The sequence below is a fragment of the Kitasatospora terrestris genome, assembly GCF_039542905.1.
Taxonomy (GTDB): Bacteria; Actinomycetota; Actinomycetes; order Streptomycetales; family Streptomycetaceae; genus Kitasatospora; species Kitasatospora terrestris.
The window spans coordinates 2753866-2780710 of the sequence record NZ_BAABIS010000001.1 but is presented as its reverse complement, the minus strand read 5'-3'; the positions used below and the strand labels follow the sequence as shown (position 1 = coordinate 2780710).

Sequence of the window (26845 nt, the reverse complement as noted above, 5' to 3'; positions counted from 1 at the left end):
CACGGCGGCGTCCTGCCGCTCGACCCGGCGCCCGCCTCGGTGGCGCTGATCGGCCCGGCCGCGGCCGAGCTGCGGTTCGGCGGAGGCGGCAGCGCCCAGGTCTTCCCGGAGCGGGTGGTCTCCCCGCTGGAGGGGCTGCGCGAGGCGCTCGGCGCGGGCACGGAACTGCGCCACGCGCCCGGCGCCGACCCGCGGACCTTCCTGCCCCCGGCGGCCTTCCCCGGCCGTGCCCAGCTGCTCGGGGCGGACGGCGAGCCGCTGGGCACGGCGGCCACCGCCGACGGCTCGGTGCACTGGCTGGGGACGCTGCCCGGCGGCGTGGACTTCGCGGCGCTGCGGCAGGTCCGGCTGACCTGCGTGCTGCCGGAGCACACCGGACTGGCCGGATTCGGTCTGGTCTCCTTCCAACTCGGCCACGGCGCGCCCGGCCCGGGCCCCGACGAGCTGATCGAGGAGGCGGTGGCCGCCGCCCGCGCCGCCGAGGTGGCGGTGGTCGTGGTCGGCACCACCGAGGAGGTGGAGAGCGAGGGCGTGGACCGCGACTCGCTGGCGCTGCCCGGCCGGCAGGACGAGCTGGTGGCCCGGGTCGCGGCCGCCAACCCGCGCACCGTGGTGGTGGTCAACGCCGGCGCGCCGGTGCTGATGCCGTGGCGGGGGCAGGTCGCGGCGGTGCTGCTGGCCTGGTTCCCCGGCCAGCAGGGCGGCGCGGCGCTGGCCGACGTGCTGCTGGGCGTCGTCGAGCCGGGCGGCCGGCTGCCCACCACCTGGCCGGCCGAGGAGGCCGACTGCCCGGTCTGGGAGGTCGCCCCGACCGAGGGCCGGCTCGCCTACCGGGAGGGCCTGTTCATCGGCTACCGGGCCTGGCAGCGGCGGTCCGGCGCGCAGCCCGCGTACTGGTTCGGCGCCGGCCTGGGCTACACCCAGTGGGCCTACGAGGGGCTGGAGGTCCGGCTCGGCGGGCCCCTCGGCGGGCCCGAGGACACCCTCGCGGAGGTGTGCGTGCGGGTGCGCAACACCGGGCGGCGGGCCGGCCGCGAGGTGGTCCAGGTCTACCTGGCGCCGGACGGCGTGGACCGCTCGCGCCCCGACCGGCAGTTGGCCGGATTCGCGGTGGTCGAGGCCGGCCCCGGCGAGGTGGCCGCCGCACGGCTGCAGCTGTCGGTCAGGACCGTGCAGACCTGGGACGAGACCCTCGGCGGCTGGGTCACCAGGCCCGGAACGTGCACGGTCGAGGCCGGCCGGAGCGTTGCCGATCGTCCACTGACGGTCGCCCTGGAGGTTCCCGCCCGGAGCTGACGCTTCGTCGGATTGCAGTGGGCGGTGCGCGATTTGTGGAGGACTCGCGCACTGCCCGTTCACGCGGCCCGTGTCCGGCGTTCATGCCTCGGCATCCGGTGATCCGCCGGGGATCGAGACGGTCTCTTCCGGCCAACGAGCGCTCCGGAAGGCGATGACCGGCATGGGACAGCCGAGATTCCTGATCGTCAGCAGACCCCAGCTCCCCGACCACGCGCGGGGCGGCACCGTCCGGCGGCTGCTCGGGGCGAACAACCGGCACCTCGGCCGGAGCGAGGAGGCCTTCCTCGACGTCGCCGGCTGCCTGTCCGCGATCGACCGCCTGCAGCGCGGCCTGGACCGCAGCCGTTCGGTGATCGCCGGCGAGGAGCACGGCCAGCTCCGGCGCTGGCGCCTGGAACTCGACGGCGCGCCGGTCGCCGGCTCCACCCGCGCCTACCGGCGCCAGCGCGAGTGCCAGTACAGCCTCGGCCTCTTCCTGGCCGGCGCGCGCAGCGCCGCCCGGCCCCCGCCCGCTCGCGCTGCCCCGGCAGCACGCCCCGGCCGTCCCGCAGCTCCGGCCCGAGGGCCGCGCCGCGCAGCTGCGCCGGAGCGGCGTGTGAGCGGCTCGCCGACCGATCCGCGGACCGCGGACTACGCCAACGGCAGGTTCGGCTGACCCGATCCGGGGTGCACGCCTTCGGGCGACAGGCCCTCGCGCAGCACCAGGCTGACCAACTCCCGCTGGGAGTCGGTCAGTTTGGGGTCCGAGCAGTACACGGTGCGGCCGTCCACTGTGATCTCGTAGTGGAAGCCGTCGGGCACGCCGTACGCACGCGCGCGCAGCCCGCCGGCCACCGCCTCGCGCGCCAGGGCGTGGACGTGCGGCGCGTCCCGCCGTTCGGCGGTGTCCAGCTCGGCCCTGACCACGCGGCCGGCGAGGCCGCCGGACCGAATCACCTGGATACGCATGGTTGTCAGTGTGCTACGCAGCGATGTGCTTTGCCGAGCCTTTTCACAGACTCCCCGCGCCCGCTCGGCGGGGCCGCCGGGCCGCACCGCCGCGTCTCACTGGGTGGAATCGTGGCGGAGTTCACTTCGTGCGCCGAGACACTCCGGTTACAGTGGAGAACATCATGCGTTACGGGCTGCTTCTTCTTAGCTGCCGCGGCGAGGGCCTGTAGTCCAAAAAGGCCGGCTCCCTCGCCGCGGGGAGTTGTTCTGCGCCCGTATTCCGCAAGCGGCGCAGCCAGTCGGCCGGTCGGTGTCCTCATCCCGACCCACAGCCCGCAATCGACAGGGAAGCCGAGAGTCTCACCCATGACCGAGCAGTCGTCCGTCGCCCGCGCGTTCATCGACCGTCCCACCCCGATCACCGCCTCCTCCGTGCTGCAGAAGCCGTCGGGGATGCCGTTCCACCGGTACGTACCCTTCGGCACCGTCGACCTGCCGGACCGCACCTGGCCGTCGAAGGTCATCACCCAGGCCCCGCGCTGGCTGTCCACCGACCTGCGGGACGGCAACCAGGCGCTGATCGACCCGATGTCGCCGGCCCGCAAGCGCAAGATGTTCGACCTGCTGGTGCGCCTGGGCTACAAGGAGATCGAGGTCGGCTTCCCGTCCTCCGGCGCGACCGACTTCAACTTCGTGCGTTCCCTGATCGAGGAGAACGCGATCCCGGACGACGTCACCATCTCGGTGCTGACCCAGGCCCGCGAGGACCTGATCGAGAAGACCGTGGAGTCGCTGAAGGGCGCGAAGCGGGCGACCGTCCACCTGTACAACGCGACTTCGCCGCTGTTCCGCCGGGTGGTCTTCAAGGGCTCCAGGGACGACATCAAGGCGATCGCGGTGGACGGCACCCGCCTGGTGATGGAGTACGCGGAGAAGATCCTGGGCGACGAGACGGTCTTCGGCTACGAGTACTCGCCGGAGATCTTCATCGACACCGAGCTGGACTTCGCGCTGGAGGTCTGCGAGGCGGTGATGGATGTCTGGCAGCCGTGCGAGGGCCGCGAGATCATCCTGAACCTGCCGACCACGGTCGAGCGCTCCACCCCGAACGTCTACGCCGACAAGATCGAGTGGATGTCGCGGAACCTGTCCCGCCGCGAGTTCGTCTGCCTGTCCACCCACCCGCACAACGACCGCGGCACCGGCGTGGCCTCGGCCGAGCTGGCGATGATGGCCGGCGCCGACCGGGTCGAGGGCTGCCTGTTCGGCCAGGGCGAGCGGACCGGCAACCTGGACCTGGTCAACGTCGGGATGAACCTGTTCTCGCAGGGCGTCGACCCGATGATCGACTTCTCGGACATCGACGAGATCCGCCGCACCGCCGAGTACTGCAACCAGATGCCGGTGCCCGAGCGCCACCCCTACGCCGGCGACCTGGTGTACACCTCCTTCTCCGGCTCCCACCAGGACGCCATCAAGAAGGGCTTCGACGCGCTGGCCGCCGACGCCGAGGCGGCGGGCGTCCCGGTCGAGGACTTCACCTGGGGCGTGCCGTACCTGCCGATCGACCCCAAGGACGTCGGCCGCAGCTACGAGGCGGTCATCCGGGTCAACAGCCAGTCCGGCAAGGGCGGCATCGCGTACGTCCTGAAGAACGACCACAAGCTGGACCTGCCGCGCCGGATGCAGATCGAGTTCTCGAAGATCATCCAGGCCAAGACCGACGCCGAGGGCGGCGAGGTCACCCCGGGCGACATCTGGGCCGTCTTCCAGGACGAGTACCTGCCCACCCCCGACAACGCCTGGGGCCGGATCTCGCTGAGCGGCTCGCGCAGCCTGACCACCGAGGACGGCCGCGACGCGCTGTCCACCGAGGCGGTCGTCGACGGGCGGCCGGTCACCCTGACCGGCACCGGCAACGGCCCGGTCTCCGCCTTCGTCAACGCGCTGGGCACCATCGGCGTCGACGTGCGGGTGCTGGACTACGCCGAGCACGCGCTGAGCGAGGGCGGCGACGCCCAGGCCGCCGCGTACGTCGAGTGCGCGGTCGAGGGCAAGGTGCTGTGGGGCGTCGGCATCGACTCCAACACCGTGCTGGCCTCGCTGAAGGCACTGGTCAGCGCCGTCAACCGGGCGCAGCGCGGCTGACCTCCCCGGTAGGACCTCCTGGGGCCACCCGCCGTCGGCGGGTGGCCCTTCGGCTTCGTGTGGCCCGCGTCACAAATTTTCGCTTCTTGACCCGTTCGGGGTGCTGACACCCGGGGGCAACCGTGGCAACATCGATCCACCGGATTCGGGGTCGGTGGGACGGCCCGCGGCGTCCGGTCGCGTGACCTGCCCATTGATGTGCAGGCCGCCTGCCATGTCTGGGGAGTGGCGCCGTGACAGGGTTGTGGGGTGTCCGCCCTCGCTGGCGGACTGATGTTCTCGGTGAGTTCTTCTGCCCGGGCTGTGGTGGGGATCGCAACTACCGTCGGCAGCACGGCCGGCGGTGGCTGCGGTTGCTCGGCACCCCGGTCCTCCCGCTCGGCCCGGTGATCGGCAGCGTGCAGTGCACCTCCTGCCACGGCCGCTACGGCACCGACGCGCTCGAGCAGCTCACCTCGCTGCGGCTGGCCGCCATGCTCCGGGACGCGCAGTACACCATCGCGCTGGCCGCGCTCGCCGCCGGCGGCACCGCCGGCCGGGCCGGCCGGGACGCCGCCTGCACCGTGATCCGCGAGGCCGGCTTCGAGGACTGCGGCGAGGCCCAGGTGCTCGCCGCGCTCGCCGCGCTCTCCGGCCACGGCGGGGGAGACCCGATCGACGTCGCCGCCGAGGGCAGCGGCCTCGCCGTCGAACTGCACGCCGCCCTCGAGCCGCTCGCCCCGCACCTGGCCCTCCAGGGCCGGGCCCGACTGCTCACCCAGGGCGCCTGGGTGGCCCTCGCCGACGGCCGGTACCTGCCGCAGGAGCGCGCCGCGCTCGGTGTCGTCGGCCGCTGCCTCAAACTCTCCACCGCCCAGGTCGACGCGCTCCTCGAAGCAGCCACCAGCGCGTCGCACTGAGCCCCCACAGCCGGGCCCGAAACCCCCCTCCCGGGCCCGCCGTGACCCGCACCTACGGGCGATTCCCCCCACGGGCCCCCGGTGCGGGTTCATGGCTGCCCGGCTGCGGGCCGGGTTGTCGGTGGGCTGGGCGACAATGGGGGGACCATGAGTCTCTTCCGCGACGACGGCATCGTGCTGCGCACCCAGAAGCTCGGCGAGGCCGACCGCATCATCACGCTGCTGACCCGTCAGCACGGCAAGGTCCGCGCGGTGGCCCGCGGCGTGCGCCGCACCAAGTCCAAGTTCGGCGCCCGGCTGGAGCCGTTCTGCCACGTCGACGTCCAGTTCTTCAGCCGCGGCACCGACCTGGTCGGCCGGACCCTGCCGCTGTGCACCCAGGTCGAGACCATCGCCCCCTACGGTGCCCGGATCGTCACCGACTACGCCCGGTACACGGCCGGCACCGCGATGCTGGAGACCGCCGAGCGCTTCGCCGAGAACGAGGGCCAGCCCGCCGTCCAGCAGTACCTGCTGCTGGTCGGCGGCCTGCGCACGCTCGCCGGCGAGCAGCACGAGCCGCACCTGGTGATGGACGCCTTCCTGCTGCGCTCCCTCGCGGTCAACGGCTACGGCGCCAGCTTCACCGACTGCGCGAAATGCGGACTGCCCGGCCCCAACCGCTTCTTCTCGCTGCAGGCCGGCGGGGTCCTGTGCGGGGACTGCCGGGTGCCGGGCAGTGCCGTACCCTCCCCTGAGACACTGGTACTGCTCGGCGCGCTGCTGTCGGGGGACTGGCAGACGGCCGACGCCTGCGAACCCCGGTACTGGCGCGAGGGCAGCGGGTTGGTGGCCGCCTATCTGCAGTGGCACCTTGAGCGGGGTATCCGCTCGATGAGATACGTGGAGAAGTGAGCATGGCAGCGCGACGGCTGTTCGGCAGCAAGAAGCGGGACTACCAGACCCCGGAGCCGCACCCGAGCGGCGCCCGGCCGCCGAAGATCCCCGGTGAGCTGGTCCCGAACCACGTCGCGGTAGTCATGGACGGCAACGGCCGCTGGGCCAAGGAGCGCGGCCTGCCCCGCACCGAGGGCCACAAGATCGGCGAGTCGGTCGTCCTCGACGTGCTCAAGGGCTGCCTGGAGATCGGCGTCAAGAACCTCTCGCTGTACGCCTTCTCCACCGAGAACTGGAAGCGGTCGCCCGATGAGGTGAAGTTCCTGATGAACTTCAACCGGGACGTGATCCGCCGCCGCCGCGACGAGATGGACGCCCTCGGCATCCGGATCCGCTGGGTCGGCCGGATGCCGAAGATGTGGAAGAGCGTCGTCCAGGAGCTCCAGATCGCCCAGGAGCAGACCAAGGGCAACGACGCCATGACGCTGTACTTCTGCGTCAACTACGGCGGCCGGGCCGAGATCGCGGACGCCGCCCAGGCCATCGCCCGCGAGGTCGCCGCCGGCCGGCTCGACCCGTCCAAGGTCAACGAGAAGACCTTCGCCAAGTACCTGTACTACCCCGACATGCCGGACGTGGACCTGTTCCTGCGCCCCAGCGGCGAGCAGCGCACCTCCAACTTCCTCGCCTGGCAGTCCGCGTACGCCGAGTTCGTGTTCCAGGACGTGCTCTGGCCGGACTTCGACCGCCGCAACCTCTGGCAGGCCTGCGAGCAGTACGCGCGCCGCGACCGCCGTTTCGGCGGCGCCATCCCCAACGAAGCCGCGGGCAACCCGGACCTGCCGGCGCAGCGCTGATCCGGCCGGGCCGACCGGGCCGGCCGAGCTGATCGACGAGGGGAGGTCCCGGGCCGCGGCCCGGGACCTCCCCTCTCGCGTACTGCCGTTCCTTCGTCCTGCCGCGCTCAGCCCTGGTTCCTGGCGCACTCCGCGCAGGTGCCGAAGATCTCCAAGGTGTGGGCGATGTCGGTGAAGCCGTGCTCGGCGGCCACCGCGTTCGCCCAGCGCTCGACCGCCGGGCCCTCGACCTCGACGGTCGCGCCGCACTGCCGGCAGACCAGGTGGTGGTGGTGACCGCTGCTGCAGCGCCGGTACACGGCCTCGCCGCCGGCGGTGCGGACCACGTCCACCTCACCGGCGTCGGCGAGCGACTGCAGGGTCCGGTAGACCGTGGTGAGACCGACCGAGTCGCCCCGGTGCTTGAGCATGTCGTGCAGTTCCTGCGCGCTGCGGAAGTCCTCGATCTCGTCCAGGACCGCCGAGACGGCGGTGCGCTGCCGAGTCGAACGCGCGCGTGGCGACGGGCCTGCGGTGGTCACCGTGGGTCCTCCTGCTCGTCGAGTGGTGTCGCACATCATTGTGCCAGCCCTCCACTTGGCAGCGGATCCTCCGCACGACGGGTGCCGTCCGGCCCGTCGGCGGGGTGGTCGCCGTGCAGCGTGCCGCGGTCGCCGTGCAGCGTGCCGAGGTCGCCGTGCAGCGTGCCGCGGTGGTCGTGCTGCGCGCCGCGGTTGCCGTGCTGCGCGCCGCGCTGGTCGTCCTGCGCGGGGAGGACGACGTCGCAGACCGCCGGACCGGTGTCCGGGGCGGACCGGTGCCGGCGCCGGGCGAGCGGCGCGGCCACCGCGCTGAACAGCGCGAACGCGGCGATCGCCAGCAGCACGATGGTCGGCCCGGGCGGCAGGTCGGTCTCGTACGAGCCGCCCACGCCGAGCACCGCGACCGTGATGCCGAGGCCCACCGCCGCCGCCTGGGTCGCCGCGAACGACCGGGTCAGCTGCTGCGCGGCCGCCACCGGGACCACCATCAGCGCGCTGACCAGCAGCAGTCCGACCACCCGCATCGCCACCGTGACGGTGACCGCGGCCATCACCGCGAGCAGCAGGTTCAGCAGCCGCACCGGCACGCCGGTGACCCGGGCGAACTCCTCGTCCTGGCAGATCGCGAAGAGCTGGCGGCGCAGCCCGAAGGTCACCGCGATCACCACAGCGGCCAGTCCGGAGATCACCACCAGGTCGGCGGGAGAGACCGTGAGGATCGACCCCCACAGGTAGCTCTCCAGGCTGCCGCTGCCCGCCTGCGCGCTCTTCGAGACCAGCAACTTTCCGCAGGCCATGCCGCCGTAGAAGAGCATCGCCAGTGCGATGTCCCCGCGCTGGTTGCCGCGCGAGCGGACCAGCTCCATCACGATCGCGCCCAGCACGCAGACCAGGACCGCCATCCACACCGGGCTGGTCTGGAACAGGAAGCCCAGGCCCACACCGGTCAGCGCGACGTGGCCGATGCCGTCGCCCATCAGCGCCTGCCGCCGCTGCACCAGGTAGATGCCGACGGCCGGCGCGGTGATGCCCACCAGCACGGCGGCGATCAGCGCCCGCTGCATGAAGTCGTACTGCAGCATCTCGGTCAGGTCGATCACGTCAGCAGCCCTCGGGTGGTGGAGCGGTGGTGGTCGTCGTCCGCGTGCGGGTGGACGTGGTCGTGGCCCGGCAGCGCGTGCTGGCCGACGCCGCGGGGCGGCGGACCGTCGTGCGCCACGCAGCCGTCGCGCAGCACCACGGCCCGGTCGATCAGCGGCTCCAGCGGACCGAGTTCGTGCAGGACCAGCAGGACGGAGCAGCCGCGCTCGACCTCGCGGCGGAGGATCTCGGCGAGCAGCTGCTGGCTGACCACGTCCACGCCGGCCATCGGCTCGTCCATGATCAGCAGGTCGGGCTCGCCGACCAGCGCACGGGCGATCAGCACCCGCTGGTGCTGGCCGCCGGAGAGGTTGGCGACGCCGTCCGACGCCCGGTCGAGCATGCCGACCGCGGCCAGCGCCCGGTCCACCGCCTCACGGTCCTTGCGCCGGAACGGCAGCAGGCGGTGCAGCGGCAGCCGGCCGGTGGAGACCACCTCGCGCACGGTCGCCGGCACCCCGCTCGCCGCGGTGGTGCGCTGCGGCACGTATCCGACCCGCCGCCAGTCGCGGAAGCGGGAGAACGGGGTGCCGAACAGCTCCAGGTCGCCGCGGTCCAGCGGCACCGAACCGATCACGCTCTTGACGGTGGTGGACTTGCCCGAGCCGTTGGCGCCCAGCAGGGCGACCACCTCGCCGGGCCGGACGGTCAGGTCGACGCCGCGCAGCACCGGCCGGCCGCCGACCGAGGCGACGGCGTCGCGGAGGCAGACCGCCGCCGGCGCGGCGTCCCCGAGGAGGGGGCGCCGCGCCTGGTCGGAGTCTGCCGTGGAGATCACAGCACTCATGGTGGTTCCCGAGGTTCCGTTGTTCCGGTGGCTTGTCGCTTGTGGCGTGTGGCTCGTGGCCGGTGGTCGGCGGCTTGTGGTTCGCGGCCGTGGCTCGTGCCGGGTGGTGTCAGCCGGTGGTGGTGGGGGTGGCAGCGAGGGCGGACCGGAGGTTGGTGAGGTTCTGCTTCATCACCGAGAAGTAGTCGTCCTTCGCCGGGTCCTTGACGCCCTCCAGCGGGTCGAGGACGGCGGTCTTCAGACCGAGGTCCTTCGCCACCGTCTCGGCGAGCTTCGGGCTGACCAGGGTCTCGAAGAACACGGTGGTCACGCCGTGCTCCTTCGCCGCCTGCTGGATCGCGGCGAGCCGGGCCGGAGTGGGCTCCGCCTCCGGGTCGACCCCGCTGATCGCGACCTGCTCCAGGCCGTAGTGGTCGGCGAGGTAGCCGAACGCGGCGTGGCTGGTGACGAAGGCCTTGGTCCTGGTGTCCTTCAGACCGTCCTGGAACTCCTTGTCGAGGGCGGCGAGCTTGGTGACCAGGGCGTCGGTGTTCTGCTGGTAGTCGGCGGCGTGGGCCGGGTCGGCCTTGGCGAACTCGGCGCCGACGCTCTTGGCGACGGCGGCGTAGCGGGTCGGGTCGAGCCAGATGTGCGGGTCGCCGGCGGCGTCGGCGTGCTCGTGACCGGCCTCGCCGCCGTGCTCCTCGGTGCCCTCGTCGAGGTGGTGGTCGACCAGCGGGGAGGCGGCGGCCGCGTCCACCACGTGCTGGGAGTGGGACTGGGCAACCGCCTTGTCCACGCTGGGCTGCAGGCCCTTGAGGTAGAGGACGGCGCCGGCCTTGGTGACCGCACCGACCTGCTTGGCGGTCAGTTCGAGGTCGTGCGGCTCGACGCCGGCGGCGGTGAGGTCGGTGACCACCACGTGGTCGCCGCCGATCTGCTGGGCCAGGAACTCCATCGGATAGAACGACGCCACCACCGCCAGCTTGCCGCTGCCGTCCTTCGCGCTGCTGCTCCCGCCGCAGGCGGAGAGCGTGAGCGCGCTGACAAGGGCGGTGGCAGCGAGGGCTATGGAGGTGGGGCGGCGTCGGATCTTCATGACAACCATTCTCATCTTAAGTGGAAATGATTGTCAACTTGCGCAGCTGTTCTCTGCTCGCTCACCTGACCGACGCGCGCGCAATTACCGAGTTGAACCGCCCACCCGCCTCCCCGGTAACCTGAGGTATTCGGGTGCGTGCAACCAGCCGCGCCTAGACCGTGCCGCCGGTACCCCGTGCCGGCGTCCGTACCGAAGAGAGCACTGTGGCCGCCGACAAGATCGACACGATTGTCAGCCTGAGCAAGCGCCGTGGCTTCGTCTACCCCTGCAGCGAGATCTACGGTGGCACCCGTGCCGCCTGGGACTACGGTCCGCTGGGTGTCGAGCTCAAGGAGAACATCAAGCGCCTGTGGTGGCGTTCGATGGTCACCGCTCGGGAGGACGTCGTCGGTATCGACTCCTCGGTGATCCTCGCCAAGGAGGTCTGGGAGGCCTCCGGCCACGTCGCCACCTTCAGTGACCCGCTGACCGAGTGCCTCTCCTGTCACAAGCGCTTCCGCGCCGACCACCTCGAAGAGGCGTACGAGGCCAAGCACGGCAAGCTCCCGGAGAAGGGCCTCGCCGACATCAACTGCCCGAACTGCGGCAACAAGGGTGCCTTCACCGAGCCCAAGGAATTCTCGGGCATGCTGAAGACCCACCTCGGCCCGGTCGAGGACGGCTCCGGCCTGGCCTACCTCCGCCCGGAGACCGCGCAGGGCATCTTCACCAACTTCAGCGCCGTGCAGACCACTTCGCGCAAGAAGCCGCCGTTCGGCATCGCCCAGGTCGGCAAGAGCTTCCGCAACGAGATCACCCCCGGCAACTTCATCTTCCGCACCCGCGAGTTCGAGCAGATGGAGATGGAGTTCTTCGTCAAGCCGGGCGAGGACGAGCAGTGGCACGAGTACTGGCTCGAGCAGCGCTGGAACTGGTACCGCGACCTCGGCCTGCGCGAGGAGAACATGCGCTACTTCGAGCACCCGAAGGAGAAGCTCTCCCACTACGCCAAGCGCACGGTGGACATCGAGTACCGCTTCAACTTCGGCGGCAGCGAGTTCTCCGAGCTCGAGGGCATCGCCAACCGGACCGACTACGACCTCGCGGTCCACAGCGAGCACTCCGGCAAGGACCTCAAGTACTTCGACCAGGAGTCCGGCGAGCGGTACTTCCCGTACGTCATCGAGCCCGCAGCCGGCCTCAACCGCGCCCTGCTGGCCTTCCTCCTCGACGCCTACTTCGAGGACGAGGCCCCCAACGCCAAGGGCCAGATGGAGAAGCGCGTCGGCATGCGCCTCGACCCGCGCCTCGCGCCGGTCAAGGTCGCGGTCCTGCCGCTCTCCCGCAACGCCGACCTCTCGCCGAAGGCCCGCGGCCTCGCCGCCGACCTGCGGCAGGCGTGGAACGTCGACTTCGACGACGCCGGCGCCATCGGCAAGCGCTACCGCCGCCAGGACGAGATCGGCACCCCGTTCTGCGTCACCGTCGACTTCGACACCCTCGAGGACAACGCCGTGACCGTCCGCGAGCGGGACACCATGGCGCAGGAGCGCGTGTCGCTCGACCAGGTGAAGTCGTACCTGGCTGCCCGTCTGATCGGCTGCTGACGAAGCCGCCGTTCGACCAGGACACCCGGCTCCCCACCGCTGCGGCGGTGGGGAGCCGTTGTCGTTGGGGGTGGGGTGTTGCCGTTCGGAGCGCTGGAGGCGTTCGGGGTGGGTGGGCGTCGTGGTTGATCGGGCTGGGCGCCGGGGCATTTGCGCCGGGGCATTTTGGGGTGGGGGCTCGGACCGGTCAGGGGCGTCGAAGTTCTTGGCGGGGGTCGCTCGGGCGGTGGCTGGTTCGGCGGCTGGGTCGGCGGCTCGGACCGGCCGGGGTCAGCGGCGGATGCGGCCGCGGCCTCGGGTGCGGGGAGACTCGGTCGGGAGGCCGACCGAGCGGAGCGAGGCGAAGGCACTGCGGGCGCGGCTCTCGTCCAGCGCCGCCACGGCGCCGAGCAGTGCCTCGTAGAGGACCGGCTGCCCGTGAACCGCTGCCGCGAACTCGCCGAGGTCGCCGGCCGACCGGAGCCGAACCACTTCGCCGACCAGGCCGACCGCGAGCGCGGGATCCAGTGCCAGGGCGACCGCCGCCGCCTCGCCCATCGGCCGGCCCACCGCCTGCCGCAGGAGGTTGCTGACGTCGTCGGACCTCCCTGCCTCCCGCAAGCGGGCTGCGAGCTCGGCCAGTTCGGCCGGTGGCGCGGACGCCCACTCCCAGAGCAGCGTGTGCCCGTCCGCCGACTGCCCTGCCTGCTCGAGCGCCGCCAGCATCGCGGGCAGCGCGCTGACCGGCACCGACCAGAGCGTGTGGAAGAGCTCGGCGGCCTCCTCCACCAGCCCGGTGGTGCGTAGCTCCGCCAGTGTCCTTGCCGTCTGCTCGGGTGGCCCGTAGGAGGTTGCCCGCGCCAGGTATCCGGCGGCCCCGGCCGGACCGCCGTCCCGCAGGAGGCCGACCAGTCGGGCGACGTCGGCGGGGACGAGCGATATCGCCGCCTGCGCGACGATTGCCGCCGAGTCCCGGACCGCGCCCTGCAGGTGCAGGTCGGTGATGCGCTTCGCCAGTGCGCCGAGCTCGACGACGGTGCGGTGCCGCGCGGGCTGGGGCCGCTGCTGGTACGCGTCCGTCGAATCCGGGTTGATGGGAGAAGTGAGGGGCGGGGCGGATGAGGGTGCTGCGTTCCGGGGGCGATTGATTCCGGTGAACGGTGTGGCGGGCCCGGTCGATGCGGCCGTTGCCGTTGCCGTTGCCGTTGCCGTCGCCGTTGGGCGGCTGGGTACTGCCGGCGGCCGGGTCGGCGCGGTGGTGGCCTCCGCTGCGGGGATCCTCCGGTGCGGGTGCCCGGACAGCTCGGCGGCAGGTGCTGTCTCCGAGACTTTCGGGGGCGGGGCGGTCGAGGCCTGCGGCGGAGTGGGCGGCGTTGTTGACGTCGGTGGTCGGTGGTCCGCCTCCGCGGCGGATCGGCGACTGCCGGAGTAGCGCTGCTGGACGAGAAGGCTGTCCTCCATGGCGATGAGACGGCCGCTCAGCTCCAGGCACCGGGTGCCGAGTCCCTCGCGCAGGTACTGTGCCTGGGCGAGCTGGCGCTGAAGGTCGCCGTGCTGGCGGCGGTCCCCGGCCGAGGCGTCGGCCGAGCGCAGGGCCTCGGTGAGCCGGCGCTCGCGTTGTGCCGCGAACTGCCGTGCTCTGAGTAGCTCGTCCAGTTCCGCCCGTAGCGATTGGACCTCGGCCGATGTCGGCTCCAGCTCCTGCAGCGTCATGGTGATCCCGCCCCGATCTCTCGGCCGGGAGCCTCCCACCAGCTCCCGCCATCGACTGCGGGTCATCCTTTCGTCGCGATACGGCGAGAACGTTACGGGAGTGCGTCCGAAGCTTTGCGATATTCACTTCGATTGCCGTGCGAAGCACGGAAGTTACGGACGAAGCGGGCAGGAGCGGGGAAACGCTCAGCTGCCGGTGGAGAGCCGGGCGCGAGCCTCCATCAGGGCAAAGCCCAGCAGATTCAGACCGCGCCACTCGGCAGGCCTGGTGGCCTGCTCGTTGTCCGCCGCGAGACCGATGCCCCAGACCCGGTCGAGCGGACTCGCTTCGACCAGTACCCGGTGCCCGGTACCGAGCAGGTAGGAGCGCAGTGCGTTGTCCTGGCCGAACTTGGCCACGTTGCCATCGACGACCAGACCGAAGCGCTCGGCGACCCAGCGCTCCTCGTCGAATCCGCTCACCAGCCGGCCGAGCTTCTTGGCCTCCGCCGGTGTCCGCGCCTGGAGGATGCGTGGCACGATCTGCTCGTCGCCGAACAGCCTGGCCTTCCCCGCCATCATCCAGTGCTCGGCCGTCGCGTACGTGACCCCGTCGACGGTGAACGGCGACGGCCACCACTGGCTGAGTGAACCCGCCCCGATCCGGCCGTCCCGCTCGGGCCGGTGTCCCCAGAACAGCAGGTACTTGGGCCGGGCGCCGCGGGACACGAGCTCGGTGAGCTCCTCGCGGGACCGGGTGTCGGTCGGCTCCTGGGCAGGGGAAGTGGTCATACCGCCATGGTGTCATCGACCACTGACGATCTGCTTGCAAATATCCGGCGGCGACCTGCGGAGATCCGGGCACGGCCCTTCCCTGGGAGGCGGTGTCGGACGGCGGTGCTGGGCGCCGCGCCTGGGTTTCGAGAGGGGGACCTGAGGGCGCTCGGGGCGGTGAGGGCGCCGGTGCGCGGAGCGGTGAGGGCGCGGGAGCGCGGGGCGGTGAGGGCGCGGTGGTGTGGGAACCGGTGTCGGCCGGTCGAGCGCCAGCCTCCCGCACAGGACAGCGAGCGGCCCCTCGGCGCAGACGGCCATCAGCAGCGCCGCGGCCAGCTCCGAGCCCGGCGCGGCGGTGGCCAGATCGCAGCAGGCGTCGCCCAGCAGCAGTGCTGCGGCCAGTGCCACCGCGAACCGGTGTGCGCCCTGCCCCTGGTGAAGCCGGATGCCGCCGATGATCAGGGCAGTCGCCTCGGCCAGGTCGAGGACGGCCCACCCCCGGCCGCCCGGCAGGGTGGCCAGCAGGGCGGCCCAGGGGACCAGGGCGAGCCCGCACCAGACCAGTATCCGGGACGCGGCGCGGGGCGTGAACGCGCGTACTCGCCTGATGCTGCCGACTGTCGGCCGGACCGCCAGGACCGCACTCATGACGCACCACCGGTGCCCGTCGCTGCGGACCGGGTGTCGTCCGTGGTGGACCGGCCGACTGCCGGGGTGCGACGGGCCCGCACTTCGGCCCAGTCGCCGCCGGCGGTCTCCGCCCGCACTGTGGTGAACGCGCCTTCGGCGTAAGCGATCCAGAACCGCTCGGCGACGGGTACGACCTGGCCGGCACAACGGCGACCGCCCCGGACCCCGTTGAGGAAGGTGACCAGCGGGGGCATGCCGGACTCGGGGAGCCGACCCCAGGCGATGGTGGTCGGCGCCGGAACGCTGTCGCTCCGACCGGAAGGCCTGTCGCCCAGCGCCGAGCATCCGTCGCCGGGACCGGACGTGCCGTGCAGGTGGCTGAAGGGCCACCGCCTTCGCCGGTCGACCCGTCGTGCGCCGCGCAGTAAGCCGACGGTCAGCGCCGACTCCACGACCACATCGCGGAGCTCACCGAGCTCGTGGATCTCCATCGCGGCCCGGCGGCCACCACCGGACAGCACCCGTACCGCCCACGGCCCGTCGGGAGGACCGGGATCGACCCACTCCACCCTGCGCCCGAGCGGAAGCCCGGTGCCCTCCGCTCCGATCCCCTCGACGGGGCCCGAGCTTTCGGCCGGCCGGCACTCCTCCGGTCGGCCGTGCGAGAGGCCGTGCTGCCCGGTGTGAAAGGCGGTCAGGCCGCCGTGCAGCATGTACGTGATGTTCGTCTTCGTCATGCCGTCAAGACTCGCCGTCCGCCGGAGCGGTGTCGTTAGTCCACACTTCAGTCTTTGGGGTGTACCTGACTACACCCCAAAGACTGAAGCTCACGCCATGGCAGCCGTGATCAGCCGCCGCCTACGCTGAGCGCCATGTTCAAATCCAGCCCTCGCCCTCAGCCGATCCGGAGCGTCCTGCGCGCTCCGTGGTCGGCCGCGGCACGGCGGGATTCACTGTTCCTCGCGGCAGGAGTCCCGCTCGGTCTGCCCTGCCTCCTCGCCCTCTCCGACCCGAAGAACCTGTGGTTCCTGATCCCGCTCTCCGTGGTCGGTTCCGATCTCCTCACCACCGCACAACGCAGCCGGCTGCACGCCCTGCGCGGTGTTTCCGTCCCCGGCCGACTGCCCGCCGGTGCCGGATGGAGCGCGCGGATCAAGGCCGGGTTCACCTGGCGGCAGGTCGCCCACCACCTGGTGGCCGCGCCACTGCACGCCGTGCTCGCCGCCGTCGCGCTCTCCCTCTGGGGCGCCGGCCTGCTGATGGCGAGCGTGTACGCCTGGGCCTGGCTGATCCCCTTCGGTGGCCCTTTCCGGGCCGGCCCAGGGTGGAGCACCACCGATCTGTGGATCACCCTCACCGGCCTGCTCGTCCTGGCCCTCCTGCCGTGGCTGCTCGACGGGCTGGCCCGGGCCGAGATCCGTACGGCGTCGGCGCTGCTCGGTCCCAACCGCGCCGACCTCCTCGCCCGCCGGGTCGAGGACCTGGCGGAGAGCCGTGCAGGCGTGGTCGACGCCGCCGACGCCGAGCGCCGCCGGATCGAGCGCGACCTCCACGACGGTGCCCAACAACGCCTGGTCTCCCTCGCGATGAATCTCGGGCTCGCCCGACGCGTCCTGCACGACATACCCCCGGAGGCCATGCAGGTCATCGTCGAGGCCCACCAGGAGGCGCAGGCAGCGATCGAGGAGCTGCGCGACCTGGTCCGCGGCCTCCACCCGGTGGTCCTGGAAGACCGCGGCCTCGATGCCGCCCTGTCCGGCATCGCCGCCCGCAGCCCCGTCCCCGTCCGACTCACCGTCGACCTGCCCCACCGGGTCGCACCCACGGTGGAAGCCGTCGCCTACTTCACCGTCTCCGAGGCACTCACCAACGCCGCCAAGCACGCCAAGGCCTCCAGGGTCGACCTCACCCTCCGCCAGACAGCCGACCGATTGCACATCACCATCACCGACGACGGAGTGGGCGGCGCCGATGCCAGCCGCGGCAGCGGGCTGCACGGCCTGCGCCAACGGGCCGCATCCGTCGACGGCACCTTCACCCTCACCAGCCCCCGCGGGGGCCCGACCACCATCACCATGGAGCTGCCGTGCGAGCTGTGATCGCGGAGGACTCGGTCCTGCTGAGAGTCGGCCTGGTCAAAGTCCTCGAAACGGTGGGCTTCGAGGTCCCGGCTGCCGTCGGCGACGCCGAGACCCTGCTCGCAGCGGTGGAGGAGCACCGCCCGCAGGTGGTCGTGGTCGATGTCCGGATGCCACCCGGCTTCACCGACGAGGGAGTCCGGGCCGCGCTGATGATCCGCCGGCAGTGGCCGGAGGTGGCTGTGCTGCTGCTCTCCCAGTTCGTCGAGGAGCGCTACGCCGCTGACCTGCTCTCCACCAACACCAGCGGGGTGGGCTACCTCCTCAAGCAGCGGGTGGCCAATGTGGACGACTTCGTCGACGCCCTCCAGCGGGTCGCCGACGGAGGCACCGCACTCGACCCCGAGGTGGTGGCCCAGCTGCTGCTCCGCAAGGACAACGACCCGCTGCGCCGGCTCACCCCGCGCGAGCGGGAGGTCCTCACCCTGATGGCCGAGGGACGCTCCAACACCGCGATCGCCGAGGCTCTGGTGATCAGTGACAGCGCCGTCGCCAAGCACATCAACTCCATCTTCACCAAGCTCGACCTGCCTCCTGCCGACGCCACCCACCGCCGGGTCCTGGCCGTGCTCCGCTACCTGGAGGTGAGCCCGTGACGCCCCCTGAGCACGTCACAACCACCACCGGAGCTGCCACCACCAGCGCGACCACCTCCATCGGCACCGACACAGGTACCGGCACCGGCACCGACACAGGTACCGGCACTGGTACCGGCACCGCGACCGCCGGTCGCGCCGGGCGCACCGCGCGCGCCACCTCCACCGGACCCGAAGCTGCCCAGCCCCTCACCGCGGCGCGAGGCTGGCGCCTGGTCGCCGGGCTGGTTCTGACAGTCGCCGTCCTCGCCGGTGCGGTACTGGCCTGGTCCCAGCTCGCCCAGCAGGAGGAGCGCCACCGGCAGTCCTACGCCGAGCCGATCCATACGGTGGAGGTGGACGGCGGCGCGGCGAACGTGGCCGTCAGCGCCGGCGACGACGGCCGGGTTGTGGTGGACGAGCTGGTGGGCTGGGTGCTGGGGAGACCGACAGTCTCCCAGGAGGTGACGGGTGACACGCTGAAGGTCAGCGTCGACTGCCCGCACGGCGCGGCCGTCCTGGGCTGCGCCGCCACGGTCGACATCACCGTGCCCGCGTCGACCGCACTCCGGGTTGCGACCCGCTCGGGGCGAGCGGCGATACGCGGCATCTCGGGCGAGGTCCACGCCTCGACCGAGGAGGGGCGGCTGGAGCTGCGCGACCTGGCAGGTCGGCTCTGGGTGAAGTCCGACGCCGGACAGATCGACGGCAAGGGGCTCTCCTCGCAGACCGTGGAGCTGGCTGCCGACTCCGGCCAGTCCGTCCTGGACTTCGCCCGTCCGCCGGAGGTGGTGAAGGCACGGCTTGCGTCGGGCCCCCTGATCGTCGGCCTCCCGGACGACGGCGCCGGGTACCGGATCGAATCCCTCACCATCGACGGCCGCCTCGCCGTCGCCCGAGGCATCGAGGACACCACCGCACCACGACTCCTCGATCTTTCCACTGCCACGGCACCCATCAGCATCACCCGGGGGAAGGCGACCGCCTCCGCCCACTGACCCGCCCGACCAGGCGCCTACCCCCACGCGATGCCGCCGGCCCCCCGAGGCAGCCCGCCCGCTACGTCCCGGGCCCCGCTATTCCCCAGTCCCCAGCCCTGCTCCGCCGCTTCCCCTCCAAAGGCACATCGAGGCATTCCGAGGCACATCGCGGCACCTCGAGGCACGTCGGGGCATCCCGAGCCCGCGCGCCCACGGCCACTCCGCCAGGTGGGGGACAATGGAACGTCCCGAATTCCGCCGTTGGGACCCGACCCTTGAGGATCCGCCGAGCATGACCGCCACTCCCGCCGAGACCACCCCGATCCCCACCTCCACCGACGTGCCCACCGACGTGCCCGCCGGCGCGCTCACCAGCGCCCCCACCGGCGCCCCCACCAACAGGCCGGCGGGTGCCCCCACCGACGCGCTCACCGGCGCCCCCGCCGACGGCGAGTTCTCGCCGCTGCACATCGGCCCGCTGGAGGTGTGGCCGCCGGTGGTGCTCGCGCCGATGGCGGGCATCACCAACGCGCCGTTCCGGACGCTCTGCCGCGAGCAGAGCGGCGGCAAGGGGCTGTACGTCTCCGAGATGATCACCACTCGGGCGCTGGTGGAGCGGAACGCCAAGACCATGCAGCTGATCAAGTTCGACGCGAGCGAGAAGCCGCGTTCGATCCAGCTGTACGGAGTGGACCCGGAGACGGTGGGCAAGGCGGCCCGGATGATCTCCTCGGAGGGCCTGGCCGACCACATCGACCTGAACTTCGGCTGCCCGGTGCCGAAGGTGACCCGCAAGGGTGGCGGCTCGGCGCTGCCGTACAAGCGGAACCTGCTGCGCGAGATCCTGCGGGAGGCGGTGTCCAACGCGGGTGACCTGCCGGTCACCATGAAGATGCGCAAGGGCATCGACGACGACCACCTCACCTTCCTGGACGCCGGGCGGATCGGCGCCGAGGAGGGAGTCTCGGCGATCGCGCTGCACGGGCGGACGGCGGCGCAGCACTACGGCGGTACGGCGGACTGGTCGGCGATCGCCCGGCTGCGGGAGTCGGTTCCGGCGGAGATCCCGGTGCTGGGCAACGGTGACATCTGGTCGGCGGACGACGCGCTGCGGATGATGCGCGAGACCGGCTGCGACGGCGTGGTGGTGGGCCGTGGCTGCCTGGGCCGGCCGTGGCTGTTCAAGGACCTGGTCTCGATCTTCGAGGGCGAGGTGGACTACGCCCGTCCGACCTTCGCCTACGTGGCGTCGGCGATGGTGCGGCACGCGCAGCTGCTGGGGGAGTGGCTGGGCGACGAGGCACGGGGCGTGATCGACTTCCGCAAGCACGTGGCCTGGTACACCAAGGGTTTCTCGGTCGGTTCCGAGCTGCGGGTGCGACTCGCCAATTCCTCGACGCTGGCGGAGCTGGCGGGGACGCTGGCCGAGGTCGACCAGGAGCAGTCCTGGCCGGCCGGGGCGGACGGTCCTCGCGGCCGGACGAGCGGCAACAACCGGGTGGTCCTGCCCGAGGGCTGGTTGGACGATCCGTATGACTGTGCCCGGCCGGGCGAAGATGCCGAATCGGATACATCCGGTGGATGATCAGGACGAGGAGGCAAAATAGCCCCCTCATGGGGTCCCGCCTCCTCGGCCCAGCCCTCTTTGCCGATCTGGCCAAGAGGGCTCCTTTTCGGCAGATTTTGCTCACGCTGCGCGCCCCCGTCATCGCCCAATGCAACGATTGGCGGATCCGGGCTACGCCGAGACGCTGAGATGCACTCGTGACGCTTGCCACATATCGTTGCGATTGACGGTCAGTCAGTGGTGTTCGCCAAGGTGTATAAGTCGGGATCGCTTCCCGAAGGCTCGCCGGGGTGGATCGCTGCAGCTGACTGCAGGAAATCAAGCCGGGGAAACGTGGCGGTCGACAGGCCGCTACTCTGCGTCCGACTCATGTGATCTTCGAGTTTCGATGCGTTCACTACTTGAACGAGCGCTAGCGTCAGCCGGACGATTTCGGCAACAGAGGTAAACGCCCTGACAGGCATTCGATCTGTCGGGTCGGTGCCCGCTCCGAGGCTCGTACGTGACATTGGTCCCCCTACACAGCCTTCGAAATGGGTATGTTCTCCGGCGTCAGGGCAACCGTGTGCGAGGAGAACGACCCGTGGCGGCGAAGCAGAAGTTTGTTTACTCCTTCACCGAAGGAAACAAGGACCTGAAGGATCTTCTCGGCGGCAAGGGTGCGAACCTCGCCGAGATGACCAACCTGGGTCTCCCCGTCCCTCCGGGGTTCACCATCACCACCGAGGCCTGCAAGGTCTTCCTGGAGACCGGCAGTGAGCCGACCTCCCTGCACGAGGAGATCAGCGGCCACCTCGCCGCCCTCGAGCAGGAGATGGGCAAGAAGCTGGGCCAGTCGGACAACCCGCTGCTGGTCTCGGTCCGGTCGGGCGCGAAGTTCTCGATGCCCGGCATGATGGACACCGTCCTCAACATCGGCCTCTCCGATGCCTCGGTGACCGGGCTCGCCGCCCAGTCCGGCAACGAGCGCTTCGCGTGGGACTCCTACCGCCGTCTGGTCCAGATGTTCGGCAAGACCGTGCTGGGTGTGGACGGTGAGCTGTTCGAGGAGGCCCTCGAAGAGGCCAAGCACGCCAAGGGCACGGTCAACGACCTCGACCTGACCGCCGAGGACCTCAAGGCCCTGGTGGAGACCTTCAAGGCGATCGTGCTCCGGGAGACCGGCCGCGCCTTCCCGCAGGAGCCGCGCGAGCAGCTCGACCTCGCGATCTACGCGGTCTTCCACTCGTGGAACGGCGACCGCGCCCGGCTGTACCGCCGGCAGGAGCGCATCCCGAACGACCTGGGCACCGCGGTCAACATCTGCACCATGGTCTTCGGCAACCTCGGTGAGGACTCCGGCACCGGTGTCGCCTTCACCCGCGACCCCTCCACCGGTACCCAGGGCGTCTACGGCGACTACCTGGCGAACGCGCAGGGCGAGGATGTCGTCGCCGGCATCCGCAACACCCTGCCGCTGGCCGACCTCGAGCAGCTCGACAAGAAGTCGTACGACGAGCTGATGTCGATCATGCACACGCTGGAGACGCACTACCGCGACCTCTGCGACATCGAGTTCACCATCGAGCGCGGCAAGCTCTGGATGCTGCAGACCCGCGTGGGCAAGCGCACCGCCGCCGCCGCCTTCCGGATCGCCGTCCAGCTGGTCGACCAGGGCCTGATCGACCTGGACGAGGCGCTGCACCGGGTGACCGGCGGTCAGCTCGCGCAGCTGATGTTCCCGCGCTTCGCACCGAACGCCGAGTCCAAGCAGATCTCGTGGGGCATCGCCGCCTCCCCGGGTGCCGCGGTCGGCAAGGTGGTCTTCGACTCCTACACCGCGGTCAAGTGGTCGCGCTCCGGCGAGAAGGTCATCCTGGTCCGCCGTGAGACCAACCCGGACGACCTCGAGGGCATGATCGCCGCCGAGGGCATCCTGACCTCGCGCGGTGGCAAGACCTCGCACGCGGCCGTGGTCGCCCGCGGCATGGGCAAGACCTGTGTCTGCGGTGCCGAGGAGCTCGAGGTCGACACCAAGAACCGCAAGTTCACCACCTCCGACGGCCAGGTCGTCCACGAGGGCGACGTGGTCTCGATCGACGGCGCCAACGGCCGGGTGTACCTGGGCGAGGTCCCGGTGCTGCCGTCCCCGGTGGTCGAGTACTTCGAGGGCACCCTGCACGCCGGCGCCGACGTCCAGGGCGGGCTGGTCCAGGCCGTGCACCGGATCATGGCGCACGCCGACACCCGCCGCCGGATGGCCGTCCGGGCCAACGCCGACAACGCCGAGGACGCGAACCGCGCCCGCCGGTACGGCGCCCAGGGCATCGGCCTGTGCCGCACCGAGCACATGTTCCTCGGTGAGGAGCGCCGCAAGGAGGTCGAGCACCTGATCCTCGCGGACAACGACAAGGACCGCGAGACCGCGCTCTCCTCCCTCCTGCCGCTGCAGAAGGGCGACTTCCTGGAGCTGTTCCAGTCGATGGACGGACTCCCGGTCACCGTCCGCCTGCTCGACCCGCCGCTGCACGAGTTCCTGCCGAACATCACCGAGCTGTCGGTGCGCGTCGCCCTCGCCGAGGCCCGCAAGGACCCGAACGAGAACGACCTGCGCCTGCTCCAGGCCGTGCACAAGCTGCACGAGCAGAACCCGATGCTGGGTCTGCGCGGCGTCCGCCTCGGCCTGGTCATCCCCGGCCTGTTCGGCATGCAGGTCCGGGCGATCGCCGAGGCCGCGGCCGAGCGCAAGCTGGCCGGCGGCGACCCGCGCCCCGAGGTGATGATCCCGCTGGTCGGCACCGTCCAGGAGCTGGAGCTGGTCCGCGACGAGTGCGAGCGCGTGCTCGCCGAGGTCGCCTCCTCCACCGGCGTCCAGCTGGACATCAAGCTCGGCACCATGATCGAGCTGCCGCGCGCCGCGGTGACCGCCGGTCAGATCGCCGAGGCAGCCGAGTTCTTCTCCTTCGGCACCAACGACCTGACCCAGACCGTCTGGGGCTTCTCCCGGGACGACGTGGAGGCCTCCTTCTTCACCTCCTACCTGGAGAAGGGCATCTTCGGCGTCAGCCCGTTCGAGACCATCGACCGCGACGGCGTCGGCTCGCTGGTCAAGCACGCCGCCGAGGCCGGCCGGGCCACCCGCCCCGACCTCAAGCTCGGTGTCTGCGGCGAGCACGGCGGCGACCCGGAGTCGGTGCACTTCTTCCACGAGGTGGGGCTGGACTACGTGTCCTGCTCCCCCTTCCGGATCCCGGTGGCGCGCCTGGAGGCAGGCCGCGCCGCCATCGAGACGGCGGGCAGCGATTCGCGCTGACACGAAGCAGCGCGGTCCCATCGCTGACCGCACCCCTCCACTGGGGAGGGGCGTACGGCGGAGCTCGGCGCAGGAGAGCCGCCGTACGTAGGCAGCCGGGGCGGGAACGGACAATGGCGTCCGTTCCCGCCCCGGCGGCGTTTTCCCGCTCGTGGCCGTCTCTCCGGCGAGTGAGCCGGACGGGGGAAATCGGGAGACGGCAAGCTGGGGCCATGCACAGCAGCCGAACCCGCCTCGTCACCGTCCTCGTCGCCCTCTCCGCCGCCCTGGTGGTGAGCAGCTGCGGCAGTTCCGGCTCGGGCGGGAGCGGCAGCGGCGGCGGAAACGGCAACCCGAGCAACGGCGCGACTGCCGGCGCGAGCGCGGGCACGGGTGCGAGCCCCGGGGCCGGTGCGAGCCGGTCGGCCAGTGGCGCGCCCAAGCCGTCGGCGCCCGCGTCGACGATCCCCGCCTCCCCCGCGTGGGTACCGAGCAGCACCTCCCTCGCCGACGTGTGCCGCACCAAGCTCCCCACGCAGGCCCTGGACACCCTCACCCTGATCGCCAAGGGCGGCCCGTACCCGTACCGCTCGGACGGCATCGTCTTCGAGAACCGGGAGAGCCGTCTGCCGCGCGAGCGGACCGGCTACTACCACGAGTACACCGTGGTCACCCCGGGCTCGGACGACCGCGGCACCCGGCGGATCGTCACCGGCACGGCGGGCGAGCAGTACTGGACCGCGGACCACTACGCGAGTTTCCAGGAGATCGACGCCCGCTGCTGAGGGCCGCCGCCGGCAGCCGGACGCAATTCGGTTGGCCGGGTCGTCGGCGGACGCCATCCTGGGCGGGATGACCACCTCCCACTCGACCCCCGGCACCGCTTTCCACCCGACTCCCGGCACCGCTTCCCACCCGACCCCCGACCCGACTTCGGGCCCGGCCTCCGACCCGACTTCGGACCCCGCCTCCGATCCTGCGCTCGACTCGCTGCACGGGCTTTCCGTGGGCGACGCGCTCGGCGCCCAGTTCTTCGTCCCGGCCAACCGCCCGTACCTGACGGCGCTGCAGGCCCCGCCCGGGCCGTGGCCGTGGACGGACGACACCGAGATGGCCTGCTCGGTGTACGCGGCGTTCCGCGAGCGCGGCCGGATCGACTCCTTCGACCTCACGCACGCCTTCGCCCGGCGCCACGACTTCGACCGGGGCTACGGCCCGGCGGCCAACCGGCTGCTGCGGCTGATCCGGGAGGGCGGGGACGCCCGGGAGCTGGCGGGCGCGCTGTTCGACGGGCAGGGCTCGTTCGGGAACGGCGCGGCGATGCGGGTGGCCCCGCTGGGCGCGGCGTTCGCCGGGGACCCGGCGGCGGTGGTGGGGCCCGCGGCCGAGACGGCGGTGATCACGCACACGCATCCCCAGGCGGTGGACGGCGCGGTGGCCGTCGCGGTCGCGGCGGCGTTCGCCGCTCGCTCGCGCGAGGAGCCGATCGGTCCGGCGGAGTTCCTGGGCGAGGTGGCGGGGCTGACCCCGGACGGTGCGGTCCGGCGGGCGGTGGAGGAGGCGGCCGCGCTGGTCACCGTGGCCGATACCGGCACCGCCGCCCGGTTGCTGGGCAACGGCAGCCGGGTCAGCGCGCTCGACACGGTGCCGTTCGCACTGTTGGTGGCGGCCCGGCACCTGGACGACTACCCGGCGGCCGTCTGGGCGACCGTCTCGGCGGGCGGGGACGTGGACACCACGGCGGCGATCGTCGGCGGCATCGTCGCCGCCCGCACGGGTACGGCGGGTGTCCCCGCCGCCTGGTCAGCAGCCCGTGAGCCGCTGCCCGGCTGGGCGTTCCCCGAGCCGGGCGGGGTGATGGACGCGTGGGCCGGCAAGCCGACGGACGCGCGGGCCGCCGGGGTGGCGGACGCGCGGGCCGGCGGGGTGGCGACCGTGCGGCCCGGCAGGTCGGAGCACTTTCTCGCTCCCCGCCCGGTCACGCCGCCGGACCTGTTCTGGACGGACGGGGACTGGCAGCGCGTCAGGACCATTCGCAGCACGGGTCGGTGGGGTGTGTCCACCGCCGAGGGCGTGCTCTCCGTGCACGAGGAGTCGACCGGGCACCGGCTGGCGGCCGTCCGGGTGGAGCCGGTGCGGGGCGGGTGGCGGCCGGCGGCGGGAGAGTGCGAGGCGGATCCGGCCCGCTTCCGGGATCCGGAACGCCTGCTCGCGGACGTCCTGCGGGGGCTGTGAGCCGTCGGCGTGAGACCGGACGCACCGACCGGGGGCCGTCCGTCGCAGCGGACTGAGCCGACGTCACGATTTCATGAGTGTCGGTCAGGGGCGCTGTCCTGGAAGGAAAACCGGGCGCCGTACGGGAGGAGCGGTCGTACGCTGCCGCGCATGACACACATCCTCTCGGTCAATCTCGCCCACCCCCGTCCCAACCCGGCGAAGCCGGCGGTCGGGAGCACCGGCATCGACAAGCGGCCGACCGCCGGGCCGGTGGAGGTGCGGGCGCCGGGCCCGAAGGGCACCGGTCTGCACAGTGGGCTGGTCGGTGATGCGATCTTCGACACACGCAACCACGGCGGCGACGACCAGGCGGTCTACGCGTACGCCCGGGAGAGCCTGGACGAGTGGGAGCGGGAACTGGGCCGGGAACTTCCGGGCGGGTGCTTCGGCGAGAACCTCACCACCGTCGGGCTGGACGTGGACGGCGCGCTGATCGGCGAGCGCTGGCGGATCGGCGACCGGCTGGTGCTCCAGGTCACCTGCCCGCGGATCCCGTGCTCGACCTTCGCCCGCTGGTTGGACGAGCAGCGCTGGGCCCGCCGGTTCGCCGAGCGCGGGCTGCCCGGCGCGTACCTGCGGGTGGTCGAGCCGGGGCCGGTCCGGGCCGGCGACCCGGTCGAGGTGGTGCACCGGCCCGACCACGACGTCAGCGTCTCGCTGGTGTTCCGCGCGCTGATGACGGACGCCACGCTGCTGCCCCGCCTGGTGGACATCGCCGAGCTGCCGGAGGAGGACCGCGAGCTGGCCCGCCGCCGCACCGCCACCCCGCCCTACGCCCCGGAGGACTGAGCCGGGACGGACGGGCAGGGGGACGGGAGGGACGGGCCCGGCGGACGGA

The 26845-nt window shown here is 71.8% G+C and carries 21 protein-coding genes and 2 pseudogenes; 15 read left to right on the top strand and 8 right to left on the bottom strand.

What is annotated here, in order from left to right:
• Window positions 1-12 precede the first annotated feature (12 nt).
• Together ABEB06_RS12805 and ABEB06_RS12800 are read left to right on the top strand one after the other, a co-directional pair.
• Window positions 13-1296, top strand: a pseudogene (locus tag ABEB06_RS12805) (glycoside hydrolase family 3 protein); the annotation flags it as partial.
• Window positions 1297-1459: 163 nt separating this feature from the next.
• The gene (locus ABEB06_RS12800; protein WP_345696979.1) at window positions 1460-1954 is read left to right on the top strand and encodes a hypothetical protein; all 495 of its coding nucleotides are present in this window, start codon (window positions 1460-1462) and stop codon (window positions 1952-1954) included.
• On the opposite strand, the gene ABEB06_RS12795 is transcribed toward ABEB06_RS12800, so the two are convergent.
• On the bottom strand, window positions 1930-2247 hold the full coding sequence (locus ABEB06_RS12795) for a protealysin inhibitor emfourin (RefSeq protein WP_345696978.1): 318 nt from the start codon (window positions 2245-2247) through the stop codon (window positions 1930-1932). The two genes, ABEB06_RS12800 and ABEB06_RS12795, sit on opposite strands and share 25 nt — an antisense overlap.
• Window positions 2248-2595: 348 nt before the next feature.
• On the opposite strand from ABEB06_RS12795, the gene leuA reads away from it, so the two are divergent.
• From leuA to ABEB06_RS12775, 4 genes are all read left to right on the top strand, one after another.
• Window positions 2596-4377, top strand: a complete 1782-nt coding sequence (leuA, locus tag ABEB06_RS12790; protein ID WP_345696977.1) for a 2-isopropylmalate synthase — start codon at window positions 2596-2598, stop codon at window positions 4375-4377.
• A 353-nt stretch (window positions 4378-4730) separates the two neighbouring features.
• Window positions 4731-5276 (top strand): TerB family tellurite resistance protein, encoded by a 546-nt coding sequence (locus ABEB06_RS12785; RefSeq protein ID WP_345696976.1) that lies wholly within the window; start codon window positions 4731-4733, stop codon window positions 5274-5276.
• 147 nt (window positions 5277-5423) lie between these two features.
• Window positions 5424-6170: a DNA repair protein RecO gene (gene recO / locus ABEB06_RS12780; RefSeq protein WP_345696975.1), complete on the top strand. Its 747-nt coding sequence runs from the start codon at window positions 5424-5426 to the stop codon at window positions 6168-6170.
• A 2-nt stretch (window positions 6171-6172) separates the two neighbouring features.
• On the top strand, window positions 6173-7009 hold the full coding sequence (locus tag ABEB06_RS12775; protein WP_345696974.1) for an isoprenyl transferase: 837 nt from the start codon (window positions 6173-6175) through the stop codon (window positions 7007-7009).
• A 107-nt stretch (window positions 7010-7116) separates the two neighbouring features.
• On the opposite strand, the gene ABEB06_RS12770 is transcribed toward ABEB06_RS12775, so the two are convergent.
• The 4 genes from ABEB06_RS12770 to ABEB06_RS12755 form a co-directional block, all read right to left on the bottom strand.
• A complete protein-coding gene (locus tag ABEB06_RS12770) occupies window positions 7117-7530 on the bottom strand; it encodes a Fur family transcriptional regulator (protein WP_345696973.1) in 414 nt (137 codons plus the stop codon).
• Between the two features lie 35 nt (window positions 7531-7565).
• The gene (locus ABEB06_RS12765) at window positions 7566-8612 is read right to left on the bottom strand and encodes a metal ABC transporter permease (protein ID WP_345701825.1); all 1047 of its coding nucleotides are present in this window, start codon (window positions 8610-8612) and stop codon (window positions 7566-7568) included.
• A gap of 14 nt (window positions 8613-8626) precedes the next feature.
• Entirely contained in the window at window positions 8627-9457 is an 831-nt protein-coding gene (locus ABEB06_RS12760; RefSeq protein ID WP_345696972.1) for a metal ABC transporter ATP-binding protein, read from the bottom strand.
• A gap of 109 nt (window positions 9458-9566) precedes the next feature.
• A complete protein-coding gene (locus ABEB06_RS12755; protein ID WP_345696971.1) occupies window positions 9567-10535 on the bottom strand; it encodes a metal ABC transporter substrate-binding protein in 969 nt (322 codons plus the stop codon).
• Window positions 10536-10741: 206 nt separating this feature from the next.
• Between ABEB06_RS12755 and ABEB06_RS12750 the strand changes: the two genes are divergently transcribed.
• Window positions 10742-12124 carry a glycine--tRNA ligase gene (locus tag ABEB06_RS12750; RefSeq protein ID WP_345696970.1) on the top strand — a complete coding sequence of 461 codons (1383 nt, stop codon included), beginning with the start codon at window positions 10742-10744 and terminating at the stop codon, window positions 12122-12124.
• A gap of 270 nt (window positions 12125-12394) precedes the next feature.
• On the opposite strand, the gene ABEB06_RS12745 is transcribed toward ABEB06_RS12750, so the two are convergent.
• From ABEB06_RS12745 to ABEB06_RS12735, 3 genes are all read right to left on the bottom strand, one after another.
• Window positions 12395-13816, bottom strand: coding sequence for a hypothetical protein (locus tag ABEB06_RS12745; protein ID WP_345696969.1), 1422 nt, complete (start codon window positions 13814-13816; stop codon window positions 12395-12397).
• 186 nt (window positions 13817-14002) lie between these two features.
• A complete protein-coding gene (gene ybiA / locus ABEB06_RS12740) occupies window positions 14003-14587 on the bottom strand; it encodes a riboflavin biosynthesis intermediates N-glycosidase (RefSeq protein WP_345696968.1) in 585 nt (194 codons plus the stop codon).
• A gap of 626 nt (window positions 14588-15213) precedes the next feature.
• Window positions 15214-15936, bottom strand: a complete 723-nt coding sequence (locus ABEB06_RS12735) for a hypothetical protein (protein WP_345696967.1) — start codon at window positions 15934-15936, stop codon at window positions 15214-15216.
• Between the two features lie 135 nt (window positions 15937-16071).
• Here ABEB06_RS12735 and ABEB06_RS12730 point away from each other — a divergent pair, with 135 nt between their 5' ends.
• The 8 genes and pseudogenes from ABEB06_RS12730 to ABEB06_RS12695 all read left to right on the top strand — a co-directional run bounded on the left by ABEB06_RS12730 (window position 16072) and on the right by ABEB06_RS12695 (window position 26796).
• Window positions 16072-17298: a sensor histidine kinase gene (locus ABEB06_RS12730; RefSeq protein WP_345696966.1), complete on the top strand. Its 1227-nt coding sequence runs from the start codon at window positions 16072-16074 to the stop codon at window positions 17296-17298.
• Window positions 17286-17933, top strand: a complete 648-nt coding sequence (locus tag ABEB06_RS12725; RefSeq protein WP_345696965.1) for a response regulator — start codon at window positions 17286-17288, stop codon at window positions 17931-17933. Before ABEB06_RS12730 ends, ABEB06_RS12725 begins: the two co-directional genes overlap by 13 nt.
• Window positions 17930-18910, top strand: coding sequence for a DUF4097 family beta strand repeat-containing protein (locus ABEB06_RS12720; protein WP_345696964.1), 981 nt, complete (start codon window positions 17930-17932; stop codon window positions 18908-18910). Before ABEB06_RS12725 ends, ABEB06_RS12720 begins: the two co-directional genes overlap by 4 nt.
• A 274-nt stretch (window positions 18911-19184) precedes the next feature.
• The gene (dusB, locus tag ABEB06_RS12715; RefSeq protein WP_345696963.1) at window positions 19185-20477 is read left to right on the top strand and encodes a tRNA dihydrouridine synthase DusB; all 1293 of its coding nucleotides are present in this window, start codon (window positions 19185-19187) and stop codon (window positions 20475-20477) included.
• Between the two features lie 565 nt (window positions 20478-21042).
• The gene (ppdK, locus tag ABEB06_RS12710) at window positions 21043-23751 is read left to right on the top strand and encodes a pyruvate, phosphate dikinase (protein WP_345696962.1); all 2709 of its coding nucleotides are present in this window, start codon (window positions 21043-21045) and stop codon (window positions 23749-23751) included.
• Between the two features lie 212 nt (window positions 23752-23963).
• Window positions 23964-24515, top strand: a complete 552-nt coding sequence (locus ABEB06_RS12705) for a ribonuclease (protein ID WP_345696961.1) — start codon at window positions 23964-23966, stop codon at window positions 24513-24515.
• A 205-nt stretch (window positions 24516-24720) separates the two neighbouring features.
• Window positions 24721-25566, top strand: a pseudogene (locus ABEB06_RS39350) (ADP-ribosylglycohydrolase family protein); the annotation flags it as partial.
• A 549-nt stretch (window positions 25567-26115) separates the two neighbouring features.
• Window positions 26116-26796 (top strand): MOSC domain-containing protein, encoded by a 681-nt coding sequence (locus ABEB06_RS12695; protein ID WP_345696959.1) that lies wholly within the window; start codon window positions 26116-26118, stop codon window positions 26794-26796.
• The last annotated feature ends 49 nt before the right edge of the window (window positions 26797-26845 follow it).